This is a genomic window from Segetibacter aerophilus (genome assembly GCF_007991655.1).
Lineage (GTDB): Bacteria > Bacteroidota > Bacteroidia > Chitinophagales > Chitinophagaceae > Segetibacter > Segetibacter aerophilus.
Genome location: NZ_BJYT01000002.1, coordinates 83,484 through 109,191, shown reverse-complemented (window position 1 = coordinate 109,191; position 25,708 = coordinate 83,484). Strand labels below are relative to the sequence as shown.

Sequence of the window (25,708 nt, the reverse complement as noted above, 5' to 3'; positions counted from 1 at the left end):
CTCATAATAATACCACCCTTTTAACTCGTTGTGCTACTCTTAAGTGTGTAGGTATAGTCGCGAGAATTATTTAATTAAAACAACTTGCAGATTTAAGACTTTAGTAATATCTTTTTGAATAAAAGGGAGTTAGTAATTTATTAGGCTTCATAAAAAACAAATTAATATGACTCATGAACTTCCACCTCCCGTGCAATTAATGGGAATGCTATTTGGTTTTGCCGCATCACGTGCAATAGGAGTCACTGCCGAATTAAAAATTGCTGACTTATTAAAGGATGGGGCAAAAACTTCAGAGGAGTTGGCACAGGAAACTGGTGTTCACGCACGTTCACTTTATCGAGTGTTACGGGCTTGTGCAAGCGTAGGGGTGTATGCTGAAGACAATGAAAAAAAATTTTCGTTAACCCCTTTAGCTGAACCATTACGGAGTGATGCCCCCGGAAGTTTGCGGGCTTTTGCCGAAATGATAGCGTGTGATTGGCAATATCAGACATGGGCAGAACTTCCATACAGTGTTAAAACAGGCAAGCCTTCCTTTGAAAAAGTATTTGGTATGTCTTCGTTTGATTATTTCTGGAGTAACGAAAAGGCTGGGAAAGTTTTTAATGATGCAATGACTAGCAATAGTGCTTTTTCAAGTGTTGCTGTGGTTAATGCCTATGATTTTTCTCCCCTTGCAAAATTAGTAGATGTCGGTGGCGGACATGGTTTTCTATTAGCTTCTATCCTTGCTAAATTCAGCAACGTTAAAGGAGTTTTGTATGATACACCTGCTATCGTCACAGAAGCAGAAAAACTTTTAAAGGAACACGATGTAACAGACAGATGCGAAACGATAGGTGGGGATTTTTTTACATCTGTACCCGCAGGTGCTAACGCTTACATTATGAAACATATTATTCACGACTGGAATGATGAGCAATGTATTACCATTCTTCAAAATTGCGAGAAAGTAATGGCTGAGAATGGAAAGGTATTAGTGGTAGAGATGGTAGTACCCGAAGGCAATGAACCATCACCTGCAAAGTTTCTTGATTTACAAATGTTGCAATTTTTACCTGGCTGTGAAAGAACTAAAGAAGAATACAGTGTATTGTTTGATAAAGCAGGTCTGAAGTTATCACGCATAATACCAACCATGTCTCCTTTCAGTATTATAGAAGGAGTAAACAAATTATAAACGGCACTACCACGAACTACTGCCAACAAGAGTTATTGCCAATAGTGGGGGCTGGACTTTGGAGCAATCAGGAAGTAAATCACTACGTCTTTTGTTCGCCGAGGAACCACTTTCAAACCTCAGCATAAATAATGAACTGAGTTGGCAGTAAACATTTTTTAACTACAAACTATCGGAAATACTGGTTAGTGCGGTAATGCTATAGAGACCGAAAGACCTTTCAACCATTGAAATAATTTTTATGAAAAATAAAATATCATTTCTACTTTTTGCGACCATGTTTGGTTTTACAACATTTAGCCAAACATATGTTGCCAATGTAAATGTTGTGGATGTGATAAACAAAAAACTAATACCCGGCCAAACGGTTGTTGTAACAAATAATATTATTTCGGCAATCAAACCTATTGGTAAAATAAAAATCCCGGCTGATGCAAAAATAATTGAGGGTGTGGGGAAATATTTAATTCCGGGTTTAACAGATGCACATGTACATTTTTTTCAAAGTGGAGGTTTATACACAAGACCCGATGGGCTCGACCTTCGTAAATATAGTTCCTATGAAAAGGAAATGGATTGGGTTCATAGTAACATGGAAGATTTACTGCGACGTTATATGCAAATGGGAATAACATCTGTAATTGATGTGGGAGCAACTTATAGCTTTCTTAAACAAAGAGATTCATTTGTGAATAAAAATTATTCACCTACGATTTATATGACAGGTCCTTTGCTTACTTCATATTAGCCAAATGTTTTTAAAAACTTGCAAAATGACGAGCCCTTTAAATTGTTTACTTCAATAGAAGATGCAAGAAAAATGGTACTGGAGCAATTGCCTTTTCATCCTGACTTTATAAAAATATGGTACATCGTAAGCCCTGATAGTATTGAAGCGAGTGCAAAAAAATATGAACCTATTGTGAGAGCAATCGTTGAAGAATCGCATAAAAACAACTTGAAAGTAGCAGTACATGCAACAGAAAGAATTACAGCACAACTTGCGGTAGAAAGCGGATGTGATTATCTGGTACATGATGTGGAAGATGAAGTAGTCTCAGATAACTTTATCAAATTACTGAAAACAAAAAATGTTATCCTTTGTCCTACATTAATCGCTGCTGCTGGATATGATAACACATTTGGACAAAAAGCAATTACTCTTTTTACGATTTAACTAAATCAAATCCAAGGCAAATCGGTTCCCTGGACGACCTAAAGAATTTACCCGATACTGCCTATGTAAATCGTATCAAGCAATGGATTAATTCTCCAAAAAGCATTTCTACTTCTGCCCGTGCAGACTCCATTAGAATGATAAACCTTAAAAAGATGATTGATGCAGGAGTAACAATAGTAGCAGGCACCAATGCTGGCAATATAGGTACACAACATGCTACATCATTTCTGAGCGAACTTAAAGCCATGCAAAAAAGTGGACTAACCAATTGGCAAATTCTTCAGTCAGCTACAATTAATCCGGCAAAAATATTTAATAACAAAAACAATATAGGCAGTATCTCTATTGGCAAAAAGGCGGATATGGTTCTGCTAAACTCCAACCCTATAGACAATCTGGAAAATCTTACTAAAATTAATTTAGTATTTAATAAGGGCTATGCGATAAACCCGGACACGTTGGTGAAGGAAACACCATTGGCGTTGGTACAAAGACAACTAAATGCTTACAATGCAAGAAATATAGATGCTTTTTTAGAACCTTATTCGGAAGGCGTCGAATTGTATGAATTTCCCCAAAAATTGATAGGGAAGGGAAAAGAAAACATGAGAAAAGAATATAGCGAAATGTTTAATAATTTATCCAATTTACATTGTGAAATAAAAGAGAGGATAATTCAAGGCAATATTATTATCGACAAAGAAAGTGTCTCGGGCATAGGAAAAACAAAAGTGGAAGCAACGGCAATTTATCATATAGAAAATAACAAAATAGCAAAAGTTTACTTTGTTCAATAGATAAAAGCGCAGTGGGTAATGAGTATTAGTCTGGGGAGTAAATCAGTGTTCAGCTATAAATCCCTATTTTGCTTTTTGGGTTAATTGTGACTGAATGTTTTTCCATTGCCACAACTTCATAAACACTTTAACGTTAGTGGCCATATTATGATGACCCTGAAATTTTTAACTGCTTTCTTATTAATTGGATTTTGTTCATGTGGACAAGGCGCCTTAAAGTCCAAAGTTCACCCTGCTGCCGTTCAGCTAAACTATCAAGCAATGACACTCGTTGCTTACATACAAATTCCCGATAGCTCACGCAAAGCAATTTCCCTACTTGATAAAGCAACTACGGTTGATAGCAATTATTTCCTTGGACATTACAACAAATTGATATTTTATAATCAGCTCAAACAGTATGACAAGGCTATCTTTACCGTTAATAAATTGCTTCAACTCCGTCCTTCAGCACACGACCTTTATTTGACAGGTGGCATTTTGTATGAACGGGTTAGTGACACCGTTGCTTCTTCAGTCTACTTCAAGAAGTCTTTGGAAATCTGTAATCGTGTGTTGGACACGATGAATACGGAGAATAGAGATTATGAGATGTTGCTCGGCAACAAGGCAACAAATCTTATTATGTTGGAAGACCAGAAAAGTGCAAACTTGCTTTTAAAGAAATTTTATGATAACCAAACGGATGAAGAACAAAAAAAATGGTTGGCATCTTTAATGAATAAAAACAAAAAGCAATTGCTTGAGCTTTGGGCGAGTGTCCAATACAGCCACTAACAACAGCTTTTATGCAATAGTGGCTATAGGAATAACATTAACAGAATATCTTTAATGAGCTTAACAACAGTAGTAGACAGTAGAACAACAAATACCACTACTGCATAAAGCTGAAAAACGTTACCAGCAATACTTTTGGACACACCCAAATAACAATAAAGGGAGTAGCAATTTTAATTTATCTTACTTCTTAGGGACTAAACATTAATTATGAAAAAAATAATTCTGCTCACAATTTTTACTTGCTTATTCAGTAACGTTTTTACTCAAGTAACGCCATTTAAAAAAGAATATACAATACGGCAAACAAAAGATTGGATTGTTTCAAGTTTAACAAGCGTAGTCTTGTGGGAAAATAATAGCAAGATTAAACCGACGTTCCCGATTTCTGAAACAGCATTTACTATAGAGCTTAAAAACTATAGACGGATGAATAATATACCAGTGTCAATGGCATATGAATTTTCTCTAAAAAAGGCTGAAACATTAGAGGACCTTGATTTAATAATGGACGTAGGAAGCAACAGCGGCGAGGATTTTATTGTTTTTACTCGTAAATCGGATGATAAATCCATTTACCTAAATATTAATAAGGATAAAATGACCACAGAACAAAAACATCGATATATAAAACATCTCAACAACGCATTCTTAAAGCTGAGAGGATTGGAGTTTTTAATTTTTTAGTTTAAGAAAGGAAAAATGAAAAATATTTTGTGGTTCATCATTATTTGTGTTTCAATTTCATGCAATGTTGAGACTGTAAAACAGAAAGACATAACAATTGATAGCTTAAGAGCCGCAAACAGAAACCTTCAAAGCATAATAGATAATTATTCTTATACGGTCAGAGACCTTAAAGAGGAATTAAGTAAAAGCAAAGCGAACGAAGCTAAGGAAGTTCTTTATCAACAAAACTCTGCAAAATTTGCATATGTAGTTATAAACTTTACCCGAAGCTATCCCCCTTCAGCAGGAGGTGAAATAGTAAATTTTAATTACTGTACACCTATACAAGAAATTGAAGATTATTCTAACGATAAAAAGTATCGTCTAATTGACAACCAATTAAATTTTTTCAAAAGAAATAACAGTATGGATAAAGTCTATGATTTTCGATACGATAAAATTAATAAGGCAGATTGTTTCGTTTTCCATAATTATGCTGAAGCATCAATAAGTTTGAAGTCCGTGCAAAATAAAGTTGATTTGAGTTATTAAATTTAACGTCTTCCGAACATCCGAAACCGTGAATAAACTAAAAATGTTGAGAACTAAAAGAAATTCAGTATGAACTATCTAACTAAAGAAAAACATGACATTTGGTTAAAAGAAGAATTTCCCAAGCTTCAAATTTCTTTATATAGTGAGGAAGATGAAATGTTTTCAAAAGACACGGGACTGAAAAATGAAATATTTCCGATTATTGACACAATAAATAACAACACTAAGAACTTAGTGTATCGTGCGATTATTAAATTAACGAACGAAGAAATTCAAAAGCAATACAATGCAACAATGCGTGATTTGCAAATTCTAAACACTGTAGGTCGCATAACTTACCAAGTAGTTATCGTTCAGGTTGATAATGAATTAAAATATAAAGAACACGGACATTATACAATAGGTAGTATTCTAATGTAACATTCCGCTTAGTACATTGCAAAGTTCTTACCTTTTTTGCCATCGGTTTTGAGTGAAACAGGAAGTACTGCTGGTAACAGAGTATCCTATGCAAGTGTGGCAGGACGTTATAAATTGGGGGGACGAATATCACGGCATCAGTATTTTTTCAATCAGCAGGAGTGCTGCCAATACCACACCTGCATAAATACCTAATCGTTACCAGCAATATTTGTGACAGACACTAAACCTTTACCAATTGACGAAATTCTTAGAACAAAAGAGTTTAAATCCTTTGTTGAATGTGCAGAGAACTTCTGCCTGTTTATTGAGAAAGGCACTGCTGATGCAGAAAAGGAATTTCTAATTGCAACACAATATCATCTGCTGACACTTTATAATCTTGGTCGAAATCTTCCATCAGTTCAGCTTGAAACAGATACAGAGTTTGATGTAAAACTTGACGACAAAGAAATGAAGGCACAACTACAGCTTATTGCTAATCGAGTACCTTTCAGTTACTATTGGGCTGTTCTAAATCCAGTTGACCTTAATAATTTAGCGGAGACGGGTACAGGTGACTTGGTCGATGATTTAGGTGACATATATAAAGACCTGAAAGAAGCTTTGATTTTGCATGACAAATCTGAAATAGGAGCAATGGAAAATGCAATTTTTCAGTTCAAGTTTGGTTACGATAATCATTGGGGAGAACATTGCATTGAAGCTCTTTATGCTATTCATCACTACTTATCTCAAAACAGATAATACTGCTGGTAACAACAGCTTGATGCAATAGTGGCTTAATCAAGTAATTTAAACAGAATATCTTTAATGAGCTTTAGAACAGTAGGGAAACTACATAACAACGAATACCACTACTGCATAAAGCTGAAAATCCCGCCGGCGATAGAACGGCGAAATTGCTTCAGAGTAAACAGTTCAATAATCAGAACCGATTAACTTGTCCGTTAAACTTACTCCTTAACATCTGGATTTGCATTAGTTGCATTATTTGCACGTCGATTGGTAAAATGCAAGAAATGCAGAAAATGCAAGATTAGTAAATAATGCAACCAACATTCGGTTTTAAAAACATCAAAAACTGCCCGCATTAACAATTTCAAACTACATAAAGGATAGATATCAGGAGTAGTATTCAGGGTAGTGTTATCAGTTATAAGACTGATTAATGAATGTGCTAAACTTTATAGAGGTACTATATAAGAGTGAACTTTGCATAATTTAGCATTACTTTCTTTTCATCTCCATCGCCGAAAAATATGGTGGTTATGGGATTATTATAAGAGCCTTGCATTTTTGTAACTGTTCCTGTTCCAAACTTTTCATGTAAAATTTTATCTCCAACTTTAATTTTAGCAAGTTCATCAAGCGGGTAGGTGTGCCTGGGATTATAACTTATGATATTATTTATATCAGTACCATGTTTGGGTGTATCATTGACAATGGGATAATTAGATTGAACTCTTAGCTCTTCAAATCTTACTTGTAAACTCTTGATTGCATTCATTATTATCTCTGTATCAGGAGAAATTTGAACACTATTTTCAATTTTTGCTGGTTCGATACCTAACAAACTTACTAATGAGTTTATTTCTTGCCCAGCCGTTTCATAAGTATTTTTAATTGTATCAGCTATAACTTCAAAGTTTGTTTGAACAGTATCAACACGCAAAGATTCATCATAGGAAACATCCCTGAATCCTGATATATCAAAAATCCTTTCAGTTATTAAATCTTTAATTAGTGTAACTGGTTTATTAAATGCTTGCCGTATACCTAACTCGTACATAACATTTGGATTTCTACCACTTAAATCACACAGTGCCATATCTGCTTGAATGATGTTTTTCACAATATCTAAAGCAATATAATTGGTGTTTAATACATCATCCGCCCTAGTTGGTTTAAAACCTGCTAGTTCACATGCTGGCTTAATTATAAAATCGTAAACCCTTTTAAACTGACCTACTTCATAATTTCCATTATCACTTATAGGCATTATTATTAAAACAAATTTTGTCCATTAGGGCTAATATTTACAGGGAGATAATAAATAGGAGAACGAACAGCAATTTAAATGTTTTAATCTGACCGATAACATACCTATAATTTTTTACTATAGGGTTGAAATGATAGTTATATTGCCGGAAAATATATGCAACCTTTTAAAGCGACATTTAAAAATAAAAAAGACAGTAGCACTTTTGAAGGAATGGTGATTCATTTAAGTACAGAGTTAATTCCAAACGAAGGTATAAGACCGCTCGTTTGGTATCTGAACAAAGACAATAAATTAGACTGGATTGGTTTTAGAGAATACGAAATAACCAAAATAGATGATACTACTAATAAACCAATTTTTAATATTTATACTTAAATGGTATAATAAAAAGGTTATCAGCAGAGTAAATAAAGAAATTAGAAAATAAGAGCTTGTATAGGGGTCATACGTTGTTATAAGTTTATGTCTAATAGTAATTTAGCAAAAAAGATTTTCAGATTTGTCACATATAGTATTACAAGATGAAGAAGTTTCTACAATATACATGGCGTTTGTTGGCCATATTTACTATTCTTCTAATAATCTTTCTCATAATCTTCACTTTAAATTTTTATAATTACCCTATCTCAAAAAAAATAGAAGATTGGGCTTCTTTCGCAACATATATAACTGGTATTTTCAGTATAGTCATAGGAATAGCTAATTTAGGCTTAGTTGCATTTATTGCTAATGAAGTAAATAAGTATGACAAGGAAAAAGAAACAAAAAATATTAATAGGTCCGTAAGGCCTTTCCTTGATTTTGAGCTAAGGAATGGTTATAAGGAATTGTATATTAGATTGAAAAATGATGGATTAGGTGTTGCTGTCATTAAGGAAATAGTAGTGAACGATAGCTCAAGCAACAAAAGTTATACGAATATAAAAGCTGCTTTAGCAGTACCTATTGCCATTAACTTTACTGCTACCGGCGATATAGTAGGTGATAGTTTTAATCTCGGAAGGGATAAGTCTACCGACCTAATCGAAGTGTATTATGATACACAAGAACCAGAACATAAGGCTATATTTTCAGTTGAGGCTACAAAGATTTTACAAAGGATACAATTTTTTACCATAACAGTTAAATATACAGACATGTTTAACAGTGAAGTTTTTGAGGCAACTACTAATTGTGCAAATTCTTTCAAGGGTGCTGAAACACGAAGCTGATAGACTGAAGTTAGAAAAAGAATGACAAAAGCCATTCTTGAAAACTTCCTGCTAACACCTCAACAATCAATTAAATCACAAGCATTTTATTTGCTGGTTCAAATTCTAAAAGACTTGAAGACATCTCTTTCACATAAAAATCAGGAAGACTATGCAAATAATTTTCAGTAGTAGCAGTATTGGTATGACCCATTGCATCTGATATTGCCGACACATTCACATTATCCAATTTCATCTTGTTAGCAAATGAATGGCGAGCTAAATGCTAGAACAGATGAACTTCAAAACCTAGCTCCTTCCCTATCGGTGCTAACATCTTATTTGAAACTCTTTTATACCTTTGATAGCATTATTGATTTGCTCAGCGGTCATTCCATTCTTAGCTTAGATCCAAGGAAAGGCAGCGACAAACGAGGAGATGCTTAGTTAGAAAAAGAATGACAAAAGTCATTCTTACAAATTTCCTGCTATTAGTAAACAGTGAACTAAATGACAAGCAATTTATCTGCTGGCGCAAACTTTAAAAGGTTTGAAGACATCTCTTTAATATATTCATCAGGTAGGGACTTCATATAATGTTCGGTTGTGGTGGTGGTGGTGTGTCCTAAAGCGTCCGAAATAGCAGTAACAGCCACTCCATCAATTTTCATTTTTGTAGCAAAAGAATGTCTAGCTAGGTTTAAACACAAGTGGACTTCAAAACCGAGCTTCTTGCCGATAGGAGCTAAGAACTTATTTGAGATTCTTTTATACCTTATTATTGCTTTATTCATTTGTTCCTCCGTCATTCCTTTCTTACAAACAGGGAAAATATATTCATCAGGCTTTGTAGATACGTTCCCCCATTTTTTTATAATCTCTTTTGAGAGGTCATGCATGTACACTTTTATTTCTTTTTCTGATTGGGTAGTATGCCGGGTTTTATGACGGACAAAAATTATCATATTGCCTTGAACATTTTTCCACTTCAACATAGCAACGTCCCGAAAATTGCAGCCATTTGTCAGGTAGCAAAAAAAGAAATAAGCTTTTGCCCGAGTTTCCCGTTTGCCAACAGTAGGATAATTGAGTAAAGCTTTCAATTGTTCAGGATATAAAACGGATTTAGAACGCACACGGGAACTCATTATATACCCTCTAAACGGAAAATATTTCTCAGCTACAATTCCTGATTTTACAACGTCTGCGAATACAGTACGCAAGGCACGTAAATAAAAATTAGCAGTAGTTATTGTCTTTCCACTATTAACCATAAACTCAGTGTAGCCCTTCAAAAATTTTACATCGATTTCCTCAAAATAAATAACAGCCTTATACTTTAGCAAAGACGATAAAGCAAGCTTAGAATTAACCTTTTGTGAGAAGCGCTCCTCTTTGTGCAATTCCAAAATTTTCATTTGAAAGAAAGGCGTAATGCTTGTTTTAGTACTAGTTAATAAATCTGTATTTGATTTGAATAAGCGTGAGAAGCTTTCTTGTGAAGGGTTAATCAGCCTTTCTAGAATAGTTTCCGCTTTTGTCACATATTCATTAATCTCTGTTCTCAAAAACTTTGTTTCAGTATTTAAAGCCCTTGCTGATGAAATCGCTTTATCAAAGTCTTCTTTTGTAGACCTCAGCTTTAACGAGATTCGAAATTGTTTGGCCTGAAGATTAACTGTAAGCATCACCCGTGACATCTTTGTTTTTTGATCCACGGCTCTTTTATCCCAAAATAGAGATACTGAATAGTTTGGCTGACTCATGTTGTTTTGTTTTTTTTTAATTATGAAATAGGTTATCTAACCGACAGCACAATTATATTGTCCAAACACTTAGGAATTTCATGGCAGCCTAAAACGTCAAGAAACACATGGAGATAGGTACATGATTGATAAAAGATGAAAGGAATTGGTGCATCATTAAGTGCATTCAGAGGGAAATTAATTTGAACAAGACGTGTTTTGATACAATTTTATCTTGGGTTTTGAAATTTAAAAGATTGAGGAAATAAAGTGAAAGTTGAATAATAGTGAGCATATGGGTTCGAAACACGGACCCTCTGGAACACTGCAGCAACAAGGTTTTTTTAAAAATATTTTCTAGATAATTTTTGTTTTTCAATAAGGTTCATCCCTATATTTGCACTCCCAAAACGAAAGGAGTAGGGATAAAAGAAAAGGGAGCATAGCTCAGTTGGTTTAGAGCATCTGCCTTACAAGCAGAGGGTCCGCGGTTCGAACCCGTGTGCTCCCACACAGAAAAAGCACTTAGACAGGTAAAACTGCTAAGTGCTTTTTTATTTGCAATACTTGTTGCTTCCCTATACTGTCTGCCTGGTAATTGAGAAAGAGTAGAGATGATTTCAATTTTCATACTTGTCGCCCCATTTCCATATTGCCTTTTTAAGCCTGTTATCAATTCCAACAAGTTTAATTTTGCATATTGTGCCCGCGGTCTTCCAGCACTAATGGACAAACCATAAAATGGTAATATTATGGCTAACTCGAAACATTATATCGTCACCGAAACTTATTCCTCTATCATCCTTTTCAGACCTCTAATAACTTATCCCTTGTTATAGGTAGTTCACGAAGGCGTTTTCCGGTAGCATTGAAAACAGCATTCGCAATGGCGGGTGCTACTCCTACCAGAGCAATTTCGCCAAGACCCTTTGAACCCATAGGACCGATAATTGGATCTTTTTTGTTAACGAATAAAACGTCTACGGTAGGGATGTCGGCATTAACAGGAACGTGGTAATCAGCTAAGTTGTTGTTAATAGGCCTGCCGAAGCGTTGGTCAATTACCATGTCTTCCATCAGTGCCATACCAATACCTCCAACAGCACCGCCGATCATTTGGCTTTCCGATGTTTTAGGACTAACGATGGTGCCAGCGTCAGCACAAGAAACTACGTGATCAATCTTAATTCTGCCAGTTGCCGGATGAACTCTCAATTTCACAAAATGCACGGAAAACGAATAGCTGGAGTAAGGCTGTTCAGTTCCTTTAGACTCTTTGGTAACTTCCACCGCAGGCAACCCGTTTTGTTTAAAAAACTCGCTGTAGCTTAATCTAACTGACGTGTCGCTTTTTAATGACAGCCCGTTTTCTGAAAAAAGAAGGTCTTCCGCTTTTAATTGCTGCGAGTTCGCTTTGCTAAATACCGAACCTGCTTTGCTGGCGAGTGCTGCTATTTGTTCTTTCATTGCAAAACAGACATCGTGTACTGCCGAACCTACCGTTGCGGTAACATTTGAACCACCTTGCATCGGTCCGGGAGGTAAACCCGTACTGCCCATTTCTATAATAATTCTGCCAGGAGGCAAACCCATAATATCGGCAGCAACGGCTGTCATCATGGTAGCAGTGCCAGGGCCCATATCGTTAACCGAACATTGTAAGCGTAGCTTACCTTCTGGTTGCAATATGCCTTTTACAGACGCTACCCAACGCATCGCTCCAAACGATCCAGCACCCATTCCATATCCAACAAGCCAGTCGCCGTCTTGATTAGTCCTCGGCTGCAATTTCCGGTTTTTCCACCCGATCCGCTCGGCACCCATCTCATAGCACTCCTTTAAATATTTGCTTGACCACGGCAGGTTCTTTTCCGGGTCGCTGTCTGCATGATTGCGAACGCGGAATTCAACGGGATCTAATTTTAACGCATGCGCCAATTCATCCATCGCTGACTCTAAGGCAAATGCACCCGTGGCTTCGCCTGGCCCACGCATCCAAATGGGGGTGCAAACGTTTAGTGGTACAAGGCGGTAACGGGTAGTAACGTTAGGACAGGCATACATAAACCGGGAAATATTTACAGTTGCTTCTGTAAATTCTTCGTATGCAGAGGTATTTCCGGTGGCCTCATGTGTGAGACCAATTAATTTACCGTCTGCTGTTGCACCCAGTCCGATCTTTTGCTTTGTTGCAGGGCGGTAGCCTACATTGGTAAACATCTGCTCCCGATGTAAAACTAGCTTCAGCGGTTTGCCTACTTTTTTAGCCGCCATCACTGCTGCAATTTCATACGGCCAGGTTCGCAATCCCATCCCAAACGCTCCACCAATATGTCGGGCATGAACAGTTACATTTCCCAAAGGCAATTTAAATGCGTCACTAATCGATTTTTGCGTCGCTTGTACACCTTGTGTTTTTGTATAAACCGTTACCTTTTCCGCGCCTTCCCAAAAAGCTACGATGGATCCAAGTTCCATCGGGTTGTGCACTTCTACCGGGTGATAATATTCCTGCTCTATTTTAACGGGTGCGTTTTTATAACTGTCTGCTTCGCCTCGCGTGTAATCTTCCTGGCGCGGCCCTGTTGGAACTTTAGCGGTTGCCAGGTTATCTTCTAAACTCGTTTTGTGTGTTGCTTTCTCGTATTGGGCCTTCACCAATTTTGCTGCATGAAGAACACGTTCATAAGTATCGGCGACGACAAGCGCAATGGCCTGGTCATAATAAAAAATTTCATTGGTAGCAAAGAACCGCAGAGGTTGTCCCCCAGTTGGCGGTTTTGAAGGATCTTTTCCTGTAGTGTAACCGGGCAGTTTAGGGGTGTTGAAATAGGTAAGAACTGCGAGAACTCCAGATGCTTTTTCGGCAGCTTTTGTATCGATGCTTTTGATACGACCTTTTGCAACAGTACTGCCCACCAGGAGGCCATATACTGTGTTTTGTATTTTGTGATCTGCTGCATAAGATGCAGTGCCCGTTACTTTAGCCCTGGCATCTACACGATCGATACGATCTGGTGCTTTGTCTTTTTCCATAAAAGAATATTATGATTTTCCTGTTGCAGTTTTTAAAGCTTCCACAAGAGTGTTTGGTGCTAATTTTAGTTTGAAGTTATTAAGGCCGAATCCTTTGGCACCTCTAATTGCCAGTGCTGCTGCTTGTTTATAATTTACTTCGGTTGCAGCCTTTCCTTTTAAAAAATTCTCTACTTCAGTAAGCCTCCAGGGCTTATGCGCCACTCCCCCTAAGGCCAGCCGAATGTCTTTAATAGTACTTCCTTCTAGATCTACGGCTACCGCTGCAGAAACCAATGCAAAGGCATAAGAAGTTCGGTCGCGCACTTTTAGATAATGCACGTGCTTATTCAATTTGTTTTCCGGTATTTCAACTGCAACTATCAATTCTCCCCTTTCCAACGTATTGTCCTTTTGAGGCAAGTTTCCTGGCAGGCGGTGAAAATTTTGGAAAGGAATACGACGATCACCTCTTGGACCAGACAGAAGTACAGTTGCATCCAACGCAACAAGGCCTACGCTCATATCGCTGGGATGAACAGCAATGCACTTTTCAGTATCAGTAAATATCGCGTGCATCCTATTAAATCCTTTTAATGCACCACAACCTGTTCCCGGTTCACGTTTGTTGCACGGCATATCAGTATTGTAAAAATATGGACAGCGGGTACGCTGCATCATGTTTCCACCAACCGTTGCCATGTTGCGTAATTGTGCCGAAGCACCCGCTTGCACTGCCAGGGCAAGCAGAGGTTGTTCCTTGCGTACCAATTCATTGTCGGCCACTGTACTGTTTAGCGCAAGTGCGCCTATAATCAGTTTGTTGCCTTCTTTTTTTATTTCCTTTAGCGGAAGGTTGTTAATGTCTACCAGCTTTTGCGGAGTCATCACACCTTTTTTCATTAAATCCACGAGGTTGGTACCGCCGGCGAGCCAGAGGGAATTATTATCCTTCACTATTGCATCTACTGCGGCTTTTATTGTGGAAACACGGACGTAATCAAAGTTTATCATAACGTTTGCCCTCCCTTTTTTACATCTGCAATAGCTTTGACAATGTTGGGATAAGCGCCACAACGACAAATGTTCCCGCTCATATATTCGCGGATCTCATCGTCGGAGTTTGCGTGACCTTCACGAATACAGGCAATACCTGACATGATCTGGCCGGGCGTGCAATAACCACATTGAAACCCATCGTATTTTATAAATGCCTCCTGCATTGGATGCAGTTTTTCCCCATCGGCTAATCCCTCGATAGTCGTAACTTTTTTTCCTTCTGCCGTCACTGCAAGTGTTAAACAAGACAGAACCCGGTTGCCATTAACATGTACAGTACATGCACCGCACTGTCCGTGGTCACAACCTTTCTTAGTTCCCGGTAATGCCAATTGCTCCCGAATTAAGTCGAGCAGAGTGGTACGAGGTTCAACCGATAGATCGTGATTAACACCATTTATTTGGATAGCTAACGGCATTTTTTCGAAGTAGCCTGCTGCCTTTTCATCCAAACCCTCTTCAGCCGCTTTTAAGAAAGCAGGCGGCGTAACAGCAAGTGCTGTAAGCAACGAAGATTGTTTAAAAAAGTTTCGTCGACTTTCATTCAGATAATTTTCTTCAGCTTGATTCTGACCAGAACCTTTTTTTGCCATAATTAATTATTTTTTATTGGCTGATATAACCTGGAGTAATATGAACACTTGCATCTATATCGAGGTTTAAGAAATTAATGTATGCCCGGGTATCAAAGGTATTTTAGCCAATTTGAGGCCAGTTATGAAAATCAAACCAATGATTATCGAATTCAAATCTGTTCCAAAACCAACGAGACTGTGTTTAACGAAATGGCAGATAGGAAAAATGTACTGAAGAAAATTGTTTATTTGAAAAAACGTCATCATAAACACTCAAAGCTTGAAAGGACTCTATTTAGTGGTTTCACGAGCAATTGGGTCTTTAAACATTTCAGGCATAGCGTCACATTGTAACTTATTGTCGCTTGTATTTTTTAAAAACAAAGCTTGCGATACGGGATAAGCAATGAGTTTCAATCTTGCCCAGACCCTATGCTTTTAATTTCAATTTATAGTTTAGCATACGTTATGTCGTCAACAGGTTCCAACCATTCTGGCTTACCGGCAGTGATGGCGATATGTTCAAACCAACTATCTTTTGTTGCTCCGTGCCAGTGCTTAATGCCATCATGGGTAACAATTACATCACCGGCTCTTAAAAGTTGTGCCTTTTCTCCTTCCTGCTGATACAATCCTTCACCACCGGTTACCAGCAAGATTTGATAACCATCACGATGAATATGCCAGTTATTTCTGCAACCAGGTTCAAAAGTTACATTGCTAATGGAAACACCTACTTTGGGGTCAGCAACCAATGTCGCCAGGTAACTTTGTCCTACAAAATATTGTCCATAAGGATTTTTCTCACCTGAGGGAAATATGATACCGTTTTTAACTTCTTCATGTTTTGCCATTTTATACCTCCTTAAAGATTTACTAGATGCACGTTTACCGACCCGTTAGCTTTTCGCCAGCTTCTGTGTACCTCTCACCATGTACGGTGATATGAGAAGCAGCCGCGTTTATCTGTTGTAGGTCTTCGCCGGTCAGTTCAACATTTACCGCACCTAAGTTTTCTTCCAAACGGTTGAGCTTCGTTGTACCGGGAATGGGGACAATCCAAGGTTTCTGCGCCAGGAGCCAAGCCAATGCTACCTGTGCCGGTGTAGCGTCTTTCTGTGTGGCAATTGTGCTAAGTAGTTCTACCATTGCCTGATTGGCTTTGCGGTTTTCCTCTTGAAAGCGTGGCAGGGTGTTGCGAAAATCGCCTTTATCAAATTGAGTGCTTTCATCTATTTTGCCGGTTAGGAAACCTTGCCTAAAGGGCTGAACGGAACGAAGCCGATGCCTAATTCTTCGAGTACCGGTATTACATCCTCTTCGGGTTTTCTGTGCCACAAAGAGTACTTGCTTTGCAAAGCTGCTACTGGTTGTATTGCATGTGCTTTTCTAATGGTTTCAGCACCAGCTTCAGATAAACCAAAGTGTTTTACTTTCCCTTCCTGAATTAAGTCTTTCACTGCTCCTGCAACATCTTCAATCGGTACATTCAAATCTACCCGGTGTTGATAGAACAAATCAATGACATCCGTCTTTAATCGTTTTAAACTTTCTTCTGCCACTTTCCTAATGTTTTCAGGACGGCTGTCCAATTCAGACCACTTTCCATCAGCTGCAGCTTTCCAGCCAAATTTCGTTGCAATAACTACCCGTCCTTTGAATGGCTCCAATGCTTTACCAACCAGTTCCTCATTGGTGAAGGGGCCATACACTTCAGCCGTATCAAAGAAGGTCACGCCTTTTTCAACCGCTTTGCGGATTAAGCTTATCATTTCGCTTCTATCCGGAAGTGGGGTGTAACCAAAGCTCATACCCATACAGCCCAATCCAAGTGCCGCGACTTCAAGACCTCCGGTTCCTAACGTACGTTTTTGCATACAATAATTTTTTATTTGAATAAAGCATTACCGCTATAAACTCGACCTCTTTTAAAGTTCCTGCGATGTCGGACGGAAAATAATTTCATTGATGTCTACATCCTCGGGCTGGCTGATCGCAAAAGCCACCACACGAGCAAAACTGTCAGAACTAATTCCAACGGCTCCCACATAATCTTCGTTTGCCTGCCGAACGTTTGCATCTGTGATATGCTCCAGCAACTCTGTTTTAACAGCACCGGGACAAACAATTGTTGTGCGGATATTGTAAGGATTCACTTCCATGCGTAAGCCTTCTGTCAATGCACGAACGGCAAATTTGGTAGCAGAATAAACCGCAGAGCCGCTAAATACTTTATGACCTGCTACAGAAGATGTGTTGATAATTTGTCCTGACTTCTGCTCTTTCATGTAAGGGAGAACGGCCGCAATGCCATTGAGAACACCTTTAATGTTCACATCGATCATCTTATCCCATTCATCAAGATGGAGGCTCTCCATTAGCGATAGCGGCATAATACCAGTATTGTTAAGCAAGACGTCTACACGTCCAAATTGTTCAACAGCTGCATCCACCAGTTTCTTTACCTGGTCACGCTGTGTTACATCTACAGCAAAGGCAAGTGCTTTACCACCGTCGTCAACGATTTCCTTTGCCAACTTTTCAATTCTGTCGGCTCTTCTTGCTCCGAGTACTACAGTTGCTCCAAGCGCTGACAAATGTTTTGCAGCCGCTTCACCCATACCACTACTTGCTCCTGTAATTATTACTACTTTACCTTTTATATTATTTTCCATAACTCTATTTTTTTACTTCTTAATTACTGCTATTGTATTCCTCATCCCTCACTTTTTGTAACCAGGTAACAATACCTTTTTCTGTCTTAGGTAAAATATACATCTGTTGCACACCGGTATCAGGGCTTGCACCATGCCAATGCAATACATTCGGTGGACATTTTATTAAATCACCTTTTTTCATTGTTCGCCGCAGCTGCCCTTTTTCCTGATAGTATCCAACACCATCTGTTATAATCAGTATCTGACCTGATGGATGTGTATGCCAATTGCTCCTTGCTCCCGGTTCAAAATAAACGTTTCCTATAACCGTGTTATAGATACTGTCATCTGCAACCAATGGGGTGTTAAAGGCAGCGCCTGTAAAGTGTTCAGCAGGACCTTTTTCACCTTTGGGAAAAATAGCTTGGAACTCGGTTGACTTGTTTTCTGATTTATTTTCCATACAACTAATTGTTAGCAATGCCATAGAAGCAATTGCGGTTATCATTAATATTTTCATACTACCATTGTTTAATGTGTTGACAAATTAGTTTCTGCTGAATGTGGTTCATTGACCTTTGCTAATTTGTTCAACTTGACCTGGTTCAAATGTTGGTTAAAGAATGCTGTTAAATTATCAAAAGGAATTTTATCTAACCTATCATACAAATCAACGTGGTCTGCACCTGGTACAATCACCAACTCTTTAGGCTCTGATGCTAATTTGTAAATGTCTTCTGAATAGTAACGTGAGTGTGCATTTTCTCCTGCAATCAGCATAATTGGACGTGGTGAAAGCAACTCAAGGTTTGACATCATAGGAAAACTGAAGAAAGGCATTGGTGTTGTAGCTGTCCATGCAGCTACGGAGTTGATTGACCTTGGATGAAAACCTCGTGGTGTTCTGTAATAGTTAAAGAAAGCAGCTAAAACAGGGTTTGGATTAGCCGGTAGTGTATCAGGAAGTACGCGATTTCCTTTAACGATATTTCCCTTTTCATCAAACGGAACTTCATGTAAACCTAATGCAGCTTTACCCGTTTCTACATCTGCCCAACGTTGTTGGCTTAAATAATCAACCACCTTTTTACGCTGTTCCAAAGTATAGTTGTCTTTATAGCTGCGGCTAATGCTACGTGACATATCATACATAGAAGTGGTAGCTACCGCTTTGATACGGCTATCGCTTGTAGCGGCTGTAATTGCCATACCTGCCAAACCACAAATACCTATAGCGCCGATGCGGTTGCGGTCAACTGATGGTAGCAACCCAATATAATCTACCGCTGCACTAAAGTCTTCTGTAAAAATCTCCGGTGAGCCAACGTTGCGAACATCTCCGTCACTTTCACCTGTAAATGAAGGGTCAAATGCTAATGCTACAAAACCTCTGGATGCCATTTGGTTTGCATAAAAACCTGATGACTGTTCTTTTACTGCACCGAACGGTCCGCTTAGTATGATAGCTGCAAGTTTTTGATTACCTATATTTTTTGGTGTATACAAATCACCCGACACGGTAATACCATAACGGTTCTTAAATGTTACTGCTTGTCTTTTCACCTTATCACTTAACTGAAAGGTGTACTGTTCTTTTTGTTCTGAATTATTCATACTATTACTTTCTTGACTTTTTTGGGAATAAGCCTGACCGAACATCGCAATCCACAGGACTGCTATAATTGCTATTTGTTTCATTATTATTGTTTTTGTATTCTTTAATATAATTGCTATCCTATTTCAAACTTTACTGTTTTATTACCTGAACCTAATGCAGTTGCTAACCCTGTAGGATTTTCAATTCGTGCAAGCGTGGTGTAGTTATACCTTGTTGAAAATGTTTTGTAAAAAAGCACTAAAGTGTTTGAGCCGTATAACATTAAATCCCCTGCTTGAATAGTGCCTGGGTTTGAAGCATTAGCAGATAGATTTGCCGGCAAGTCAAAATACTTTTCATTACCGTTCAGTTCTTTCATGTTAATCGCCATCGGCAACTTTTTCTTAAATGCGGTTACAGTTGCGTTGTTATAAAGTGTTGCAGTGAAAGCATTTGCGCCGATGATTATTTTTAGTTTCATACTGTCAGTATTTAAAACGTTATTGGAAATGCTTGTCACCTCGTTAGTTTTATTGCAGCAAGCAAAAACCTGGATGCAGATTAAACAAGCTAAGAATGTCATTACTGGTTTCATAATGCTCTTTTACTGATTCAAATGTTTTTGATGTGCCTGGCTGGAACGCCACCAACAACACTATTTGCATCAACATCCTTAGATACTACAGCACCTGCAGCCACCACTGCATTTTCACCAATAGTAACTCCGGGCAGTATGGTTACGCCTGCACCGATCCATGCATTTTTCTTAACGTGAATGTGTCCGGGAACAAGTGATTGTCTGTCATTGGGATTAATTGGATGTCCTTCCGATAACAACTTAACGTTAGGAGCAATCAATACATCGTCTTCGATGGTAATTCCACCAAGGTCAAGGAAAACACAATCAAAGTTGATAAAGACGTTCTTGCCAATTTTCGTATTCTTCCCGTAGTTGATATAAAGCGGTGTGAAAACGGCAACGCTTTCGTCAATTTCTGAACCTGTAATTTGACTTAGTAAGTCGCGAATTTCTACAGCATTAGAAGAATTATTTAGCTGAACCAATAACTTCTTGGTGGCAAAAGAAGCATCCCGTAGCTGGAAGGCTTCCGGGTCTTTAGCTGAGATAGGTTCGCCATTCTGGAGCCGTTCAAAAATACCTTTTTTGTACTGATTTAATAACATCCCGCAAAGCTACCCTACCCTTTAGCCGAACCGGTAACGATAATCAAACCAATACTTAAGAATTTCAAACTTCCTGTAACCTTAACGTCTTTGGATTAGTCCCTGTAAGCCTTTTGAAAAAATTATTAAAGTAGGTAGTGTATTCAAAGCCAAGAGCATAAGCAATGTCTGCAATATTCCAGGCCGTATGCTGTAGCAGAGCTTTGGCTTCGCTCACAATCCGTTCGGTTATATGCGTTGTTGTTGACTTACCGGTTACTTCCTTCACTGCCCGGTTGAGATAGTTTACATGCACGTTGAGATGCTTTGCATAATCTTGTGCTGTTTTTAATCGCAACGGATGATCTGCGCTCTCAACAGGAAATTGCCTTTCTAAAAGTTCAAGGAAAACAGAAGTGAGACGTGTTGCCGCATTTTTGTGTTGGTCGTAATGTTCTGAAGGCTGCAGTTTCAACGCTTCATGAATAATTAGGTTGATGTAGTTACGTATAAGGTCGTCTTTGTAGGTGTAATCACTCTTTTGTTCCTCAATCATCTTTCGGAAGATGGTGTTTAGAAACTCCCTCTGCTGTTCGTCAATTTTTAAAACCGGTGTACCACCTATCTTAAACAAGGGAGAATTCTGCAAGCTTTCTGAACGGTCGGATGCTTTGAAAAAGTCTTCTGAAAAAAGAACTGTATAACCTACATAAGTAGTGGAGATTGTCTCCCAGGAATAAGGAATGTTCGGATTGCCAAAAAACAAAATACTGCCTTCCTGCTCAAAACTTTTATCGGAATAGTGGATTTTACTTTTTCCTGTAGTCAGGCAAATTTTGTAAAAGTCCTTCCTGCTGTATAGCCGAATAGCTCCACCATCACTTTCGATTTGAAAAACATTGAAGCCTTTCAACTTTAGCTCATTATTAAACGTGGACAGAGAGCGCACATTTTTGTTTTGCATTTAGCTAAGTTAAAAAAATCAAAACAAGCAGATGTGCTAAAACTTATACAATACTGTAATTAACTGTGTAAAAACGAACAAGTGATTGGTTTTAAGGAATTAATGGAGAGAATGGGTATGTAGCAAGAAAAATTCGCCGGCTTCCGTTTGTTTTGCCTTAGCACAGCTTCACCTTAAATCTACAACGGGTAAATAGACATAGAATACCGCCCCTTTACCTAACTCGCCTTCAGCACTTATAAATCCGTTATGGTTTTCTACAATTTTTTTGCAAAGAGCGAGACCAATACCTGTTCCTGCATAATGCTGTTTGCCATGCAGCCTTTGAAAGAGAGAAAATATTTTGTCGCGGTACTGTTTTTCAAAGCCGATGCCGTTGTCTTTAAACTGGATCAAACAGTATACACCGTTAGTAAGATTTTTTGGAGCATTCGTAATCTGACTCCTTTCAACGATTTTAGAATCTATAGTAATGCAAGGGGCTTCTTTTGAGAACTTAAGCGAATTACTGATAAGGTTAGAAAACAACTGTCCCAACTGCATATGATTACCCTGTACTTTAGGTAAAGGTTCATTGGCGATTGTAGCCCTTTTTTCCTCAATTAAAAGCTCGAAATCCAGCTTTACTTCCCGGAGCACCGCATTTAGATCCACTTCAGTAACATCCGGTTTGTCTTTCGAGAGACGGCTATAGTTTAATAACGAACGAACCAGTTCCGACATCCGCTTCGCTGATAAGTCTAATTTATTAAGATACTTCTCTGCAAATTCCCTGTCGTCAAAATTCTCTTTTATCAAGTCCGAGAAGGTCTGGATTTTGCGAAGAGGCTCTTGTAAATCGTGAGAGGCAACATAGGCAAATTGCTCCAGTTCACTATTTTGTATTTCAAGTTCAGCAGTATATTCAGCTAGTTTTTCTTCTGCAATTTTTTGTTGAGTAAGATCACGTGTTACTTTCGAAAATCCTATCACTGTGCCGCTCTTGTTATGCAAAGCAGTGATGGTGATACTACCCCAGAATTTAGACCCGTTCTTCCTTACGCGCCAACCTTCGTGCACTGCCCGGCCAGCTTCTTTTGCCGTCGATAAGAGATGCCAGGGCAATCCTTTTTCCCGATCCTCACTTGTATAAAAAATTTGAAAGCTGCGGCCAATAATTTCTTCGCTTGAGTACCCTTTTATCTTTTCAGCGCCCGCGTTCCAATTTTCAATAACCCCATCAACACTCAATAATATGATAGCATAATCCTGTACTTCAGCAATCATTTGATGGTACCGCTCCTCGCTTATTCGCAGGTTGTCTTCCGCCTCTTTTCTATCCGTTAAGTCCCTTGTAACCTTACAAAAGCCAATAACATTCTTGTTCTCGTCATGTATTGCGGTAATGGTGATACTTCCCCAAAACCTAGATCCGTCTTTTCGTTTTCTCCAACCTTCCTGGCTTGCCACCCCAGTATCTTCAGCTCGCTTCAATAACCTTTGAGGCAAATTGTCTTTAAAATCCTCCGGTAAATAAAAAATACTAAAATGCTTTCCGATGATTTCCTGTTCCGAGTATTGTTTAATTTTTTCAGCTCCTTTGTTCCAGTTTTGGATAAAACCATTTTTATCCAAAACAATAATGGCATAATCCTGAATTTCCTCGATCATCCTTCGATAAAGGTTGCCCTGGGTTGCAATGCTCCTTAGTTCCAACCGGTTTTCTCCCACACCCATATTATTATTGTTACGAATTATTCTACTGAAGATTGAAAAATATGACGAAGCTTTTCCTTCAGTTCCGACATTCTTATTGGCTTGACAATGAAATCTTCTGCTCCAAGTTTTTTGCTTTCATTCACCCTCTTTTCTTCTGCTGTAGTTGAATACATGAATATTCTTGTGTCGTTTAATTTTTCAATTTTTCTAATTTCCGTTAAACACTCAATGCCATTCATTCTTGGCATATTGACATCAATAAAAATGTAATCTGGCGCAACTTCCCCGTCGGAGCCAAGTAGTGCGATTGCCTCTACGCCATCGCCGGAGGTTTTACAGTCGATGCTGTTGTCCAGGTTTTTCACGCACATCATAAATATCTCCTGGTCGTCCGGATCATCATCGATAATTAAACATCTTTTTACTTCGCTCATGTTTAAGAAAGTTCTTTGAAAATTGCTGCAAGTATAAACAACCTTCTACGAAACTATTCATTAAAATCTTATCGCCGTAAGTATTAATGTATCACGTGGACGATTGGCGGTAAACAGAAATGGAAATCGGCGATGATGTTTAAAAGTGCGAAGATTGTATACGGCGTGCTCTTGCAGCAAGCCAGTTTTTTGAGTCTTACCCTAACTTCACATACCAATGCTTTCGAATGTTCGACCTACTTTATAACAAAATAAGGGCCTTTTCAAAAATTGATGAAAATCAGTTTGATCACCTAAAAACTTTCTTTGTTCTAAAGAAACTGAGGAAGCGGCAATATTTGTTGCAGGAGGGTGATGTTTGCAAGTACCAGGCGTTTGTTGACAAGGGACTCTTGCGTTCATATACTGTTGATGAAAAGGGCAACGAACACATTTTGCAATTTGCTTCAGAAGGTTGGTGGATGGCAGACTTGTCGAGCTACCTGACGAACGAACCCTCCTTTTTAAACATCGACGCGCTAGAGGACGTTGAGCTGCTACTTATAACAAAACCTTCGTGGGAGCAGGCAATGAAAGAAATCCCCCAACTCGAACACTACTTCAGAATTATTATTCAGAACCACCTTGTGGCAACACAAAAAAGACTGATGCAGTCATTGGCTGAAAGTGCAGAAGAAAAGTACAATCGATTTCTTGCCACTTACCCTGAATGCGTACAGCGTGTACCTCAACATATGATTGCGTCGTACGTTGGAGTCTCAAGAGAAACACTCAGTCGTATACGCAAACAAGTAGCGGCGCGTAAATAAGGTGATCTATGTCACATTAATTTATTGCGCTAGCTCAATGTATAAGCCATCCCCACCGTAGTAGCTTTGCTTTATCAAATAGAACCAATACATCGATACCCCGTTTACAGCAGCTGTAATTATCAGCTAGCGGTAAAAGATAAAATGGATGTAGAGGTTTAATTAATAAACAAGCTTAATTAAGATTTATGGAAAACAGAATATTAGGTCTTCACCACATAACAGCAATAGCTGGCAGCGCTCAGCGTAATTACAATTTCTACACAAAAGTATTAGGGCTCAGGCTGGTAAAAAAGACAGTAAATTTTGATGATCCTGGTACCTATCATTTTTACTTTGGTGACGAGCAAGGCACTCCCGGAAGTATCTTAACATTCTTCCCATGGGAAGGTATAGGCCAAGGTCATGCAGGTAGTGGCATGGCAACAAACATAGGCTACTCAGTTCCAGCTGGGAGCCTCGATTTTTGGGCTGATCGCTTTAAAAAGTTCAATGTAAAACAAGGAACTGTAGAGCAAAGGTTTGACGAACAGTTTCTTCCATTCCAGGACCCTGACGGTTTACAAGTTGATCTGGTTGTTTCACCTAATGCCGATAATAGAAAGGCCTGGGAAACGAGTGATGTAAAGGCAGATGTAGCTACAAAAGGTTTTCATAGCATTACCTTAACGCTACGAAATGTAACTCCTACTGCCGCCGTCCTTACCGACGTCTTTGGTTACAAATTGCTTAAGCAAGAAGGCAACCGCTACAGGTTTGTGACCGATGCAATAGAAAACGCATCTATAGTCGACATTATAGAAGCACCAAATCTGGCTCAGGGCAGAAGTGCGGCCGGCACTAATCATCATGTGGCTTTTCGGGTAAAAGACGACAACATCTTAATGGAGTTCAGGGAGAAGATAGCAAGTAAAGGTCTTCACATCACTCCCAAAATAGACCGGGATTATTTCTTCTCATTGTACTTCAGGGAACCAGGTGGTGTGTTATTTGAATTAGCTACAGACAACCCTGGTTTCACCAGGGACGAACCGCTGAGTGAACTGGGAACATCTTTAAAACTTCCTAAACAGTATGAGAACGATAGAAAACAAATAGAAAAAGTGTTACCCGTGCTACAATAGCAAGTCATGAGTGATTGGATGTTGTGAAATGAACTAAACGATTGGAACTTCCTTCGACATTGTTGTGTCACTCACTTCAACTTGTAGATCT

At 38.6% G+C, this 25,708-nt stretch carries 27 protein-coding genes, 1 tRNA gene and 2 pseudogenes; 14 read left to right on the top strand and 16 right to left on the bottom strand.

What is annotated here, in order from left to right:
* Positions 1 to 166 precede the first annotated feature (166 nt).
* The 10 genes from SAE01_RS03905 (at position 167) to SAE01_RS03875 (ending at position 6,328) form a co-directional block, all read left to right on the top strand.
* Positions 167 to 1,183 (top strand): methyltransferase, encoded by a 1,017-nt coding sequence (locus SAE01_RS03905; RefSeq protein WP_147202351.1) that lies wholly within the window; start codon positions 167 to 169, stop codon positions 1,181 to 1,183.
* Positions 1,184 to 1,424: 241 nt separating this feature from the next.
* A complete protein-coding gene (locus SAE01_RS24750) occupies positions 1,425 to 1,931 on the top strand; it encodes an amidohydrolase family protein (protein WP_218029083.1) in 507 nt (168 codons plus the stop codon).
* A 42-nt stretch (positions 1,932 to 1,973) separates the two neighbouring features.
* Positions 1,974 to 2,360 carry an amidohydrolase family protein gene (locus SAE01_RS24745; RefSeq protein WP_218029082.1) on the top strand — a complete coding sequence of 129 codons (387 nt, stop codon included), beginning with the start codon at positions 1,974 to 1,976 and terminating at the stop codon, positions 2,358 to 2,360.
* A gap of 137 nt (positions 2,361 to 2,497) precedes the next feature.
* Positions 2,498 to 3,160 carry an amidohydrolase family protein gene (locus tag SAE01_RS24740; RefSeq protein ID WP_218029081.1) on the top strand — a complete coding sequence of 221 codons (663 nt, stop codon included), beginning with the start codon at positions 2,498 to 2,500 and terminating at the stop codon, positions 3,158 to 3,160.
* 261 nt (positions 3,161 to 3,421) lie between these two features.
* On the top strand, positions 3,422 to 3,937 hold the full coding sequence (locus SAE01_RS03895) for a tetratricopeptide repeat protein (protein WP_147202350.1): 516 nt from the start codon (positions 3,422 to 3,424) through the stop codon (positions 3,935 to 3,937).
* Between the two features lie 210 nt (positions 3,938 to 4,147).
* Positions 4,148 to 4,624 carry a hypothetical protein gene (locus tag SAE01_RS03890; protein WP_147202349.1) on the top strand — a complete coding sequence of 159 codons (477 nt, stop codon included), beginning with the start codon at positions 4,148 to 4,150 and terminating at the stop codon, positions 4,622 to 4,624.
* 15 nt (positions 4,625 to 4,639) lie between these two features.
* Positions 4,640 to 5,158: a hypothetical protein gene (locus SAE01_RS03885; RefSeq protein WP_147202348.1), complete on the top strand. Its 519-nt coding sequence runs from the start codon at positions 4,640 to 4,642 to the stop codon at positions 5,156 to 5,158.
* A 69-nt stretch (positions 5,159 to 5,227) separates the two neighbouring features.
* A complete protein-coding gene (locus tag SAE01_RS03880) occupies positions 5,228 to 5,581 on the top strand; it encodes a hypothetical protein (protein WP_147202347.1) in 354 nt (117 codons plus the stop codon).
* Between the two features lie 52 nt (positions 5,582 to 5,633).
* Positions 5,634 to 5,768: a hypothetical protein gene (locus tag SAE01_RS25060; RefSeq protein ID WP_262713353.1), complete on the top strand. Its 135-nt coding sequence runs from the start codon at positions 5,634 to 5,636 to the stop codon at positions 5,766 to 5,768.
* A 26-nt stretch (positions 5,769 to 5,794) separates the two neighbouring features.
* Complete coding sequence (locus SAE01_RS03875) at positions 5,795 to 6,328, top strand: DUF5063 domain-containing protein (protein WP_170234069.1); 534 nt, start codon at positions 5,795 to 5,797, stop codon at positions 6,326 to 6,328.
* Positions 6,329 to 6,779: 451 nt separating this feature from the next.
* On the opposite strand, the gene SAE01_RS03870 is transcribed toward SAE01_RS03875, so the two are convergent.
* Positions 6,780 to 7,583, bottom strand: coding sequence for a hypothetical protein (locus SAE01_RS03870; protein ID WP_147202345.1), 804 nt, complete (start codon positions 7,581 to 7,583; stop codon positions 6,780 to 6,782).
* A 524-nt stretch (positions 7,584 to 8,107) separates the two neighbouring features.
* Between SAE01_RS03870 and SAE01_RS03860 the strand changes: the two genes are divergently transcribed.
* Positions 8,108 to 8,797, top strand: a complete 690-nt coding sequence (locus SAE01_RS03860) for a hypothetical protein (protein ID WP_147202343.1) — start codon at positions 8,108 to 8,110, stop codon at positions 8,795 to 8,797.
* Between the two features lie 70 nt (positions 8,798 to 8,867).
* Here the strand turns inward: SAE01_RS03860 and SAE01_RS03855 are convergent.
* Together SAE01_RS03855 and SAE01_RS03850 are read right to left on the bottom strand one after the other, a co-directional pair.
* A pseudogene (locus SAE01_RS03855) lies at positions 8,868 to 9,050 on the bottom strand (hypothetical protein); the annotation flags it as partial.
* Positions 9,051 to 9,282: 232 nt separating this feature from the next.
* On the bottom strand, positions 9,283 to 10,542 hold the full coding sequence (locus SAE01_RS03850; protein WP_147202341.1) for a tyrosine-type recombinase/integrase: 1,260 nt from the start codon (positions 10,540 to 10,542) through the stop codon (positions 9,283 to 9,285).
* 415 nt (positions 10,543 to 10,957) lie between these two features.
* Between SAE01_RS03850 and SAE01_RS03845 the strand changes: the two genes are divergently transcribed.
* A tRNA-Val gene (locus tag SAE01_RS03845) sits at positions 10,958 to 11,032 on the top strand.
* A gap of 296 nt (positions 11,033 to 11,328) precedes the next feature.
* On the opposite strand, the gene SAE01_RS03840 is transcribed toward SAE01_RS03845, so the two are convergent.
* The 13 genes and pseudogenes from SAE01_RS03840 to SAE01_RS03780 form a co-directional block, all read right to left on the bottom strand.
* Positions 11,329 to 13,557, bottom strand: a complete 2,229-nt coding sequence (locus SAE01_RS03840; RefSeq protein WP_147202340.1) for a xanthine dehydrogenase family protein molybdopterin-binding subunit — start codon at positions 13,555 to 13,557, stop codon at positions 11,329 to 11,331.
* A 9-nt stretch (positions 13,558 to 13,566) separates the two neighbouring features.
* Entirely contained in the window at positions 13,567 to 14,550 is a 984-nt protein-coding gene (locus tag SAE01_RS03835) for an FAD binding domain-containing protein (protein WP_147202339.1), read from the bottom strand.
* Positions 14,547 to 15,188 carry a (2Fe-2S)-binding protein gene (locus tag SAE01_RS03830; RefSeq protein WP_147202338.1) on the bottom strand — a complete coding sequence of 214 codons (642 nt, stop codon included), beginning with the start codon at positions 15,186 to 15,188 and terminating at the stop codon, positions 14,547 to 14,549. Before SAE01_RS03830 ends, SAE01_RS03835 begins: the two co-directional genes overlap by 4 nt.
* Before the next feature lie 431 nt (positions 15,189 to 15,619).
* The gene (locus SAE01_RS03825; RefSeq protein WP_147202337.1) at positions 15,620 to 16,024 is read right to left on the bottom strand and encodes a cupin domain-containing protein; all 405 of its coding nucleotides are present in this window, start codon (positions 16,022 to 16,024) and stop codon (positions 15,620 to 15,622) included.
* Between the two features lie 34 nt (positions 16,025 to 16,058).
* A pseudogene (locus SAE01_RS03820) lies at positions 16,059 to 16,942 on the bottom strand (aldo/keto reductase).
* A gap of 156 nt (positions 16,943 to 17,098) precedes the next feature.
* Entirely contained in the window at positions 17,099 to 17,845 is a 747-nt protein-coding gene (locus SAE01_RS03815; protein WP_147202336.1) for an SDR family oxidoreductase, read from the bottom strand.
* Positions 17,846 to 17,864: 19 nt separating this feature from the next.
* Complete coding sequence (locus SAE01_RS03810; protein ID WP_147202335.1) at positions 17,865 to 18,347, bottom strand: cupin domain-containing protein; 483 nt, start codon at positions 18,345 to 18,347, stop codon at positions 17,865 to 17,867.
* An 11-nt stretch (positions 18,348 to 18,358) separates the two neighbouring features.
* A complete protein-coding gene (locus tag SAE01_RS03805; protein ID WP_147202334.1) occupies positions 18,359 to 19,525 on the bottom strand; it encodes an alpha/beta hydrolase in 1,167 nt (388 codons plus the stop codon).
* Between the two features lie 32 nt (positions 19,526 to 19,557).
* Positions 19,558 to 19,905: a cyclophilin-like fold protein gene (locus SAE01_RS03800; RefSeq protein ID WP_218029079.1), complete on the bottom strand. Its 348-nt coding sequence runs from the start codon at positions 19,903 to 19,905 to the stop codon at positions 19,558 to 19,560.
* A gap of 131 nt (positions 19,906 to 20,036) precedes the next feature.
* Positions 20,037 to 20,609 carry a DapH/DapD/GlmU-related protein gene (locus tag SAE01_RS03795; RefSeq protein ID WP_147202332.1) on the bottom strand — a complete coding sequence of 191 codons (573 nt, stop codon included), beginning with the start codon at positions 20,607 to 20,609 and terminating at the stop codon, positions 20,037 to 20,039.
* 64 nt (positions 20,610 to 20,673) lie between these two features.
* Positions 20,674 to 21,552: a helix-turn-helix domain-containing protein gene (locus tag SAE01_RS03790; protein ID WP_147202331.1), complete on the bottom strand. Its 879-nt coding sequence runs from the start codon at positions 21,550 to 21,552 to the stop codon at positions 20,674 to 20,676.
* 168 nt (positions 21,553 to 21,720) lie between these two features.
* Positions 21,721 to 23,268: a sensor histidine kinase gene (locus tag SAE01_RS03785; protein ID WP_147202330.1), complete on the bottom strand. Its 1,548-nt coding sequence runs from the start codon at positions 23,266 to 23,268 to the stop codon at positions 21,721 to 21,723.
* Between the two features lie 17 nt (positions 23,269 to 23,285).
* A complete protein-coding gene (locus tag SAE01_RS03780) occupies positions 23,286 to 23,684 on the bottom strand; it encodes a response regulator (RefSeq protein WP_147202329.1) in 399 nt (132 codons plus the stop codon).
* Positions 23,685 to 23,911: 227 nt separating this feature from the next.
* On the opposite strand from SAE01_RS03780, the gene SAE01_RS03775 reads away from it, so the two are divergent.
* Both SAE01_RS03775 and SAE01_RS03770 read left to right on the top strand, forming a co-directional pair.
* Complete coding sequence (locus SAE01_RS03775; protein WP_147202328.1) at positions 23,912 to 24,493, top strand: Crp/Fnr family transcriptional regulator; 582 nt, start codon at positions 23,912 to 23,914, stop codon at positions 24,491 to 24,493.
* Positions 24,494 to 24,681: 188 nt separating this feature from the next.
* Positions 24,682 to 25,617 carry a ring-cleaving dioxygenase gene (locus SAE01_RS03770; protein WP_147202327.1) on the top strand — a complete coding sequence of 312 codons (936 nt, stop codon included), beginning with the start codon at positions 24,682 to 24,684 and terminating at the stop codon, positions 25,615 to 25,617.
* Positions 25,618 to 25,708 lie beyond the last annotated feature (91 nt).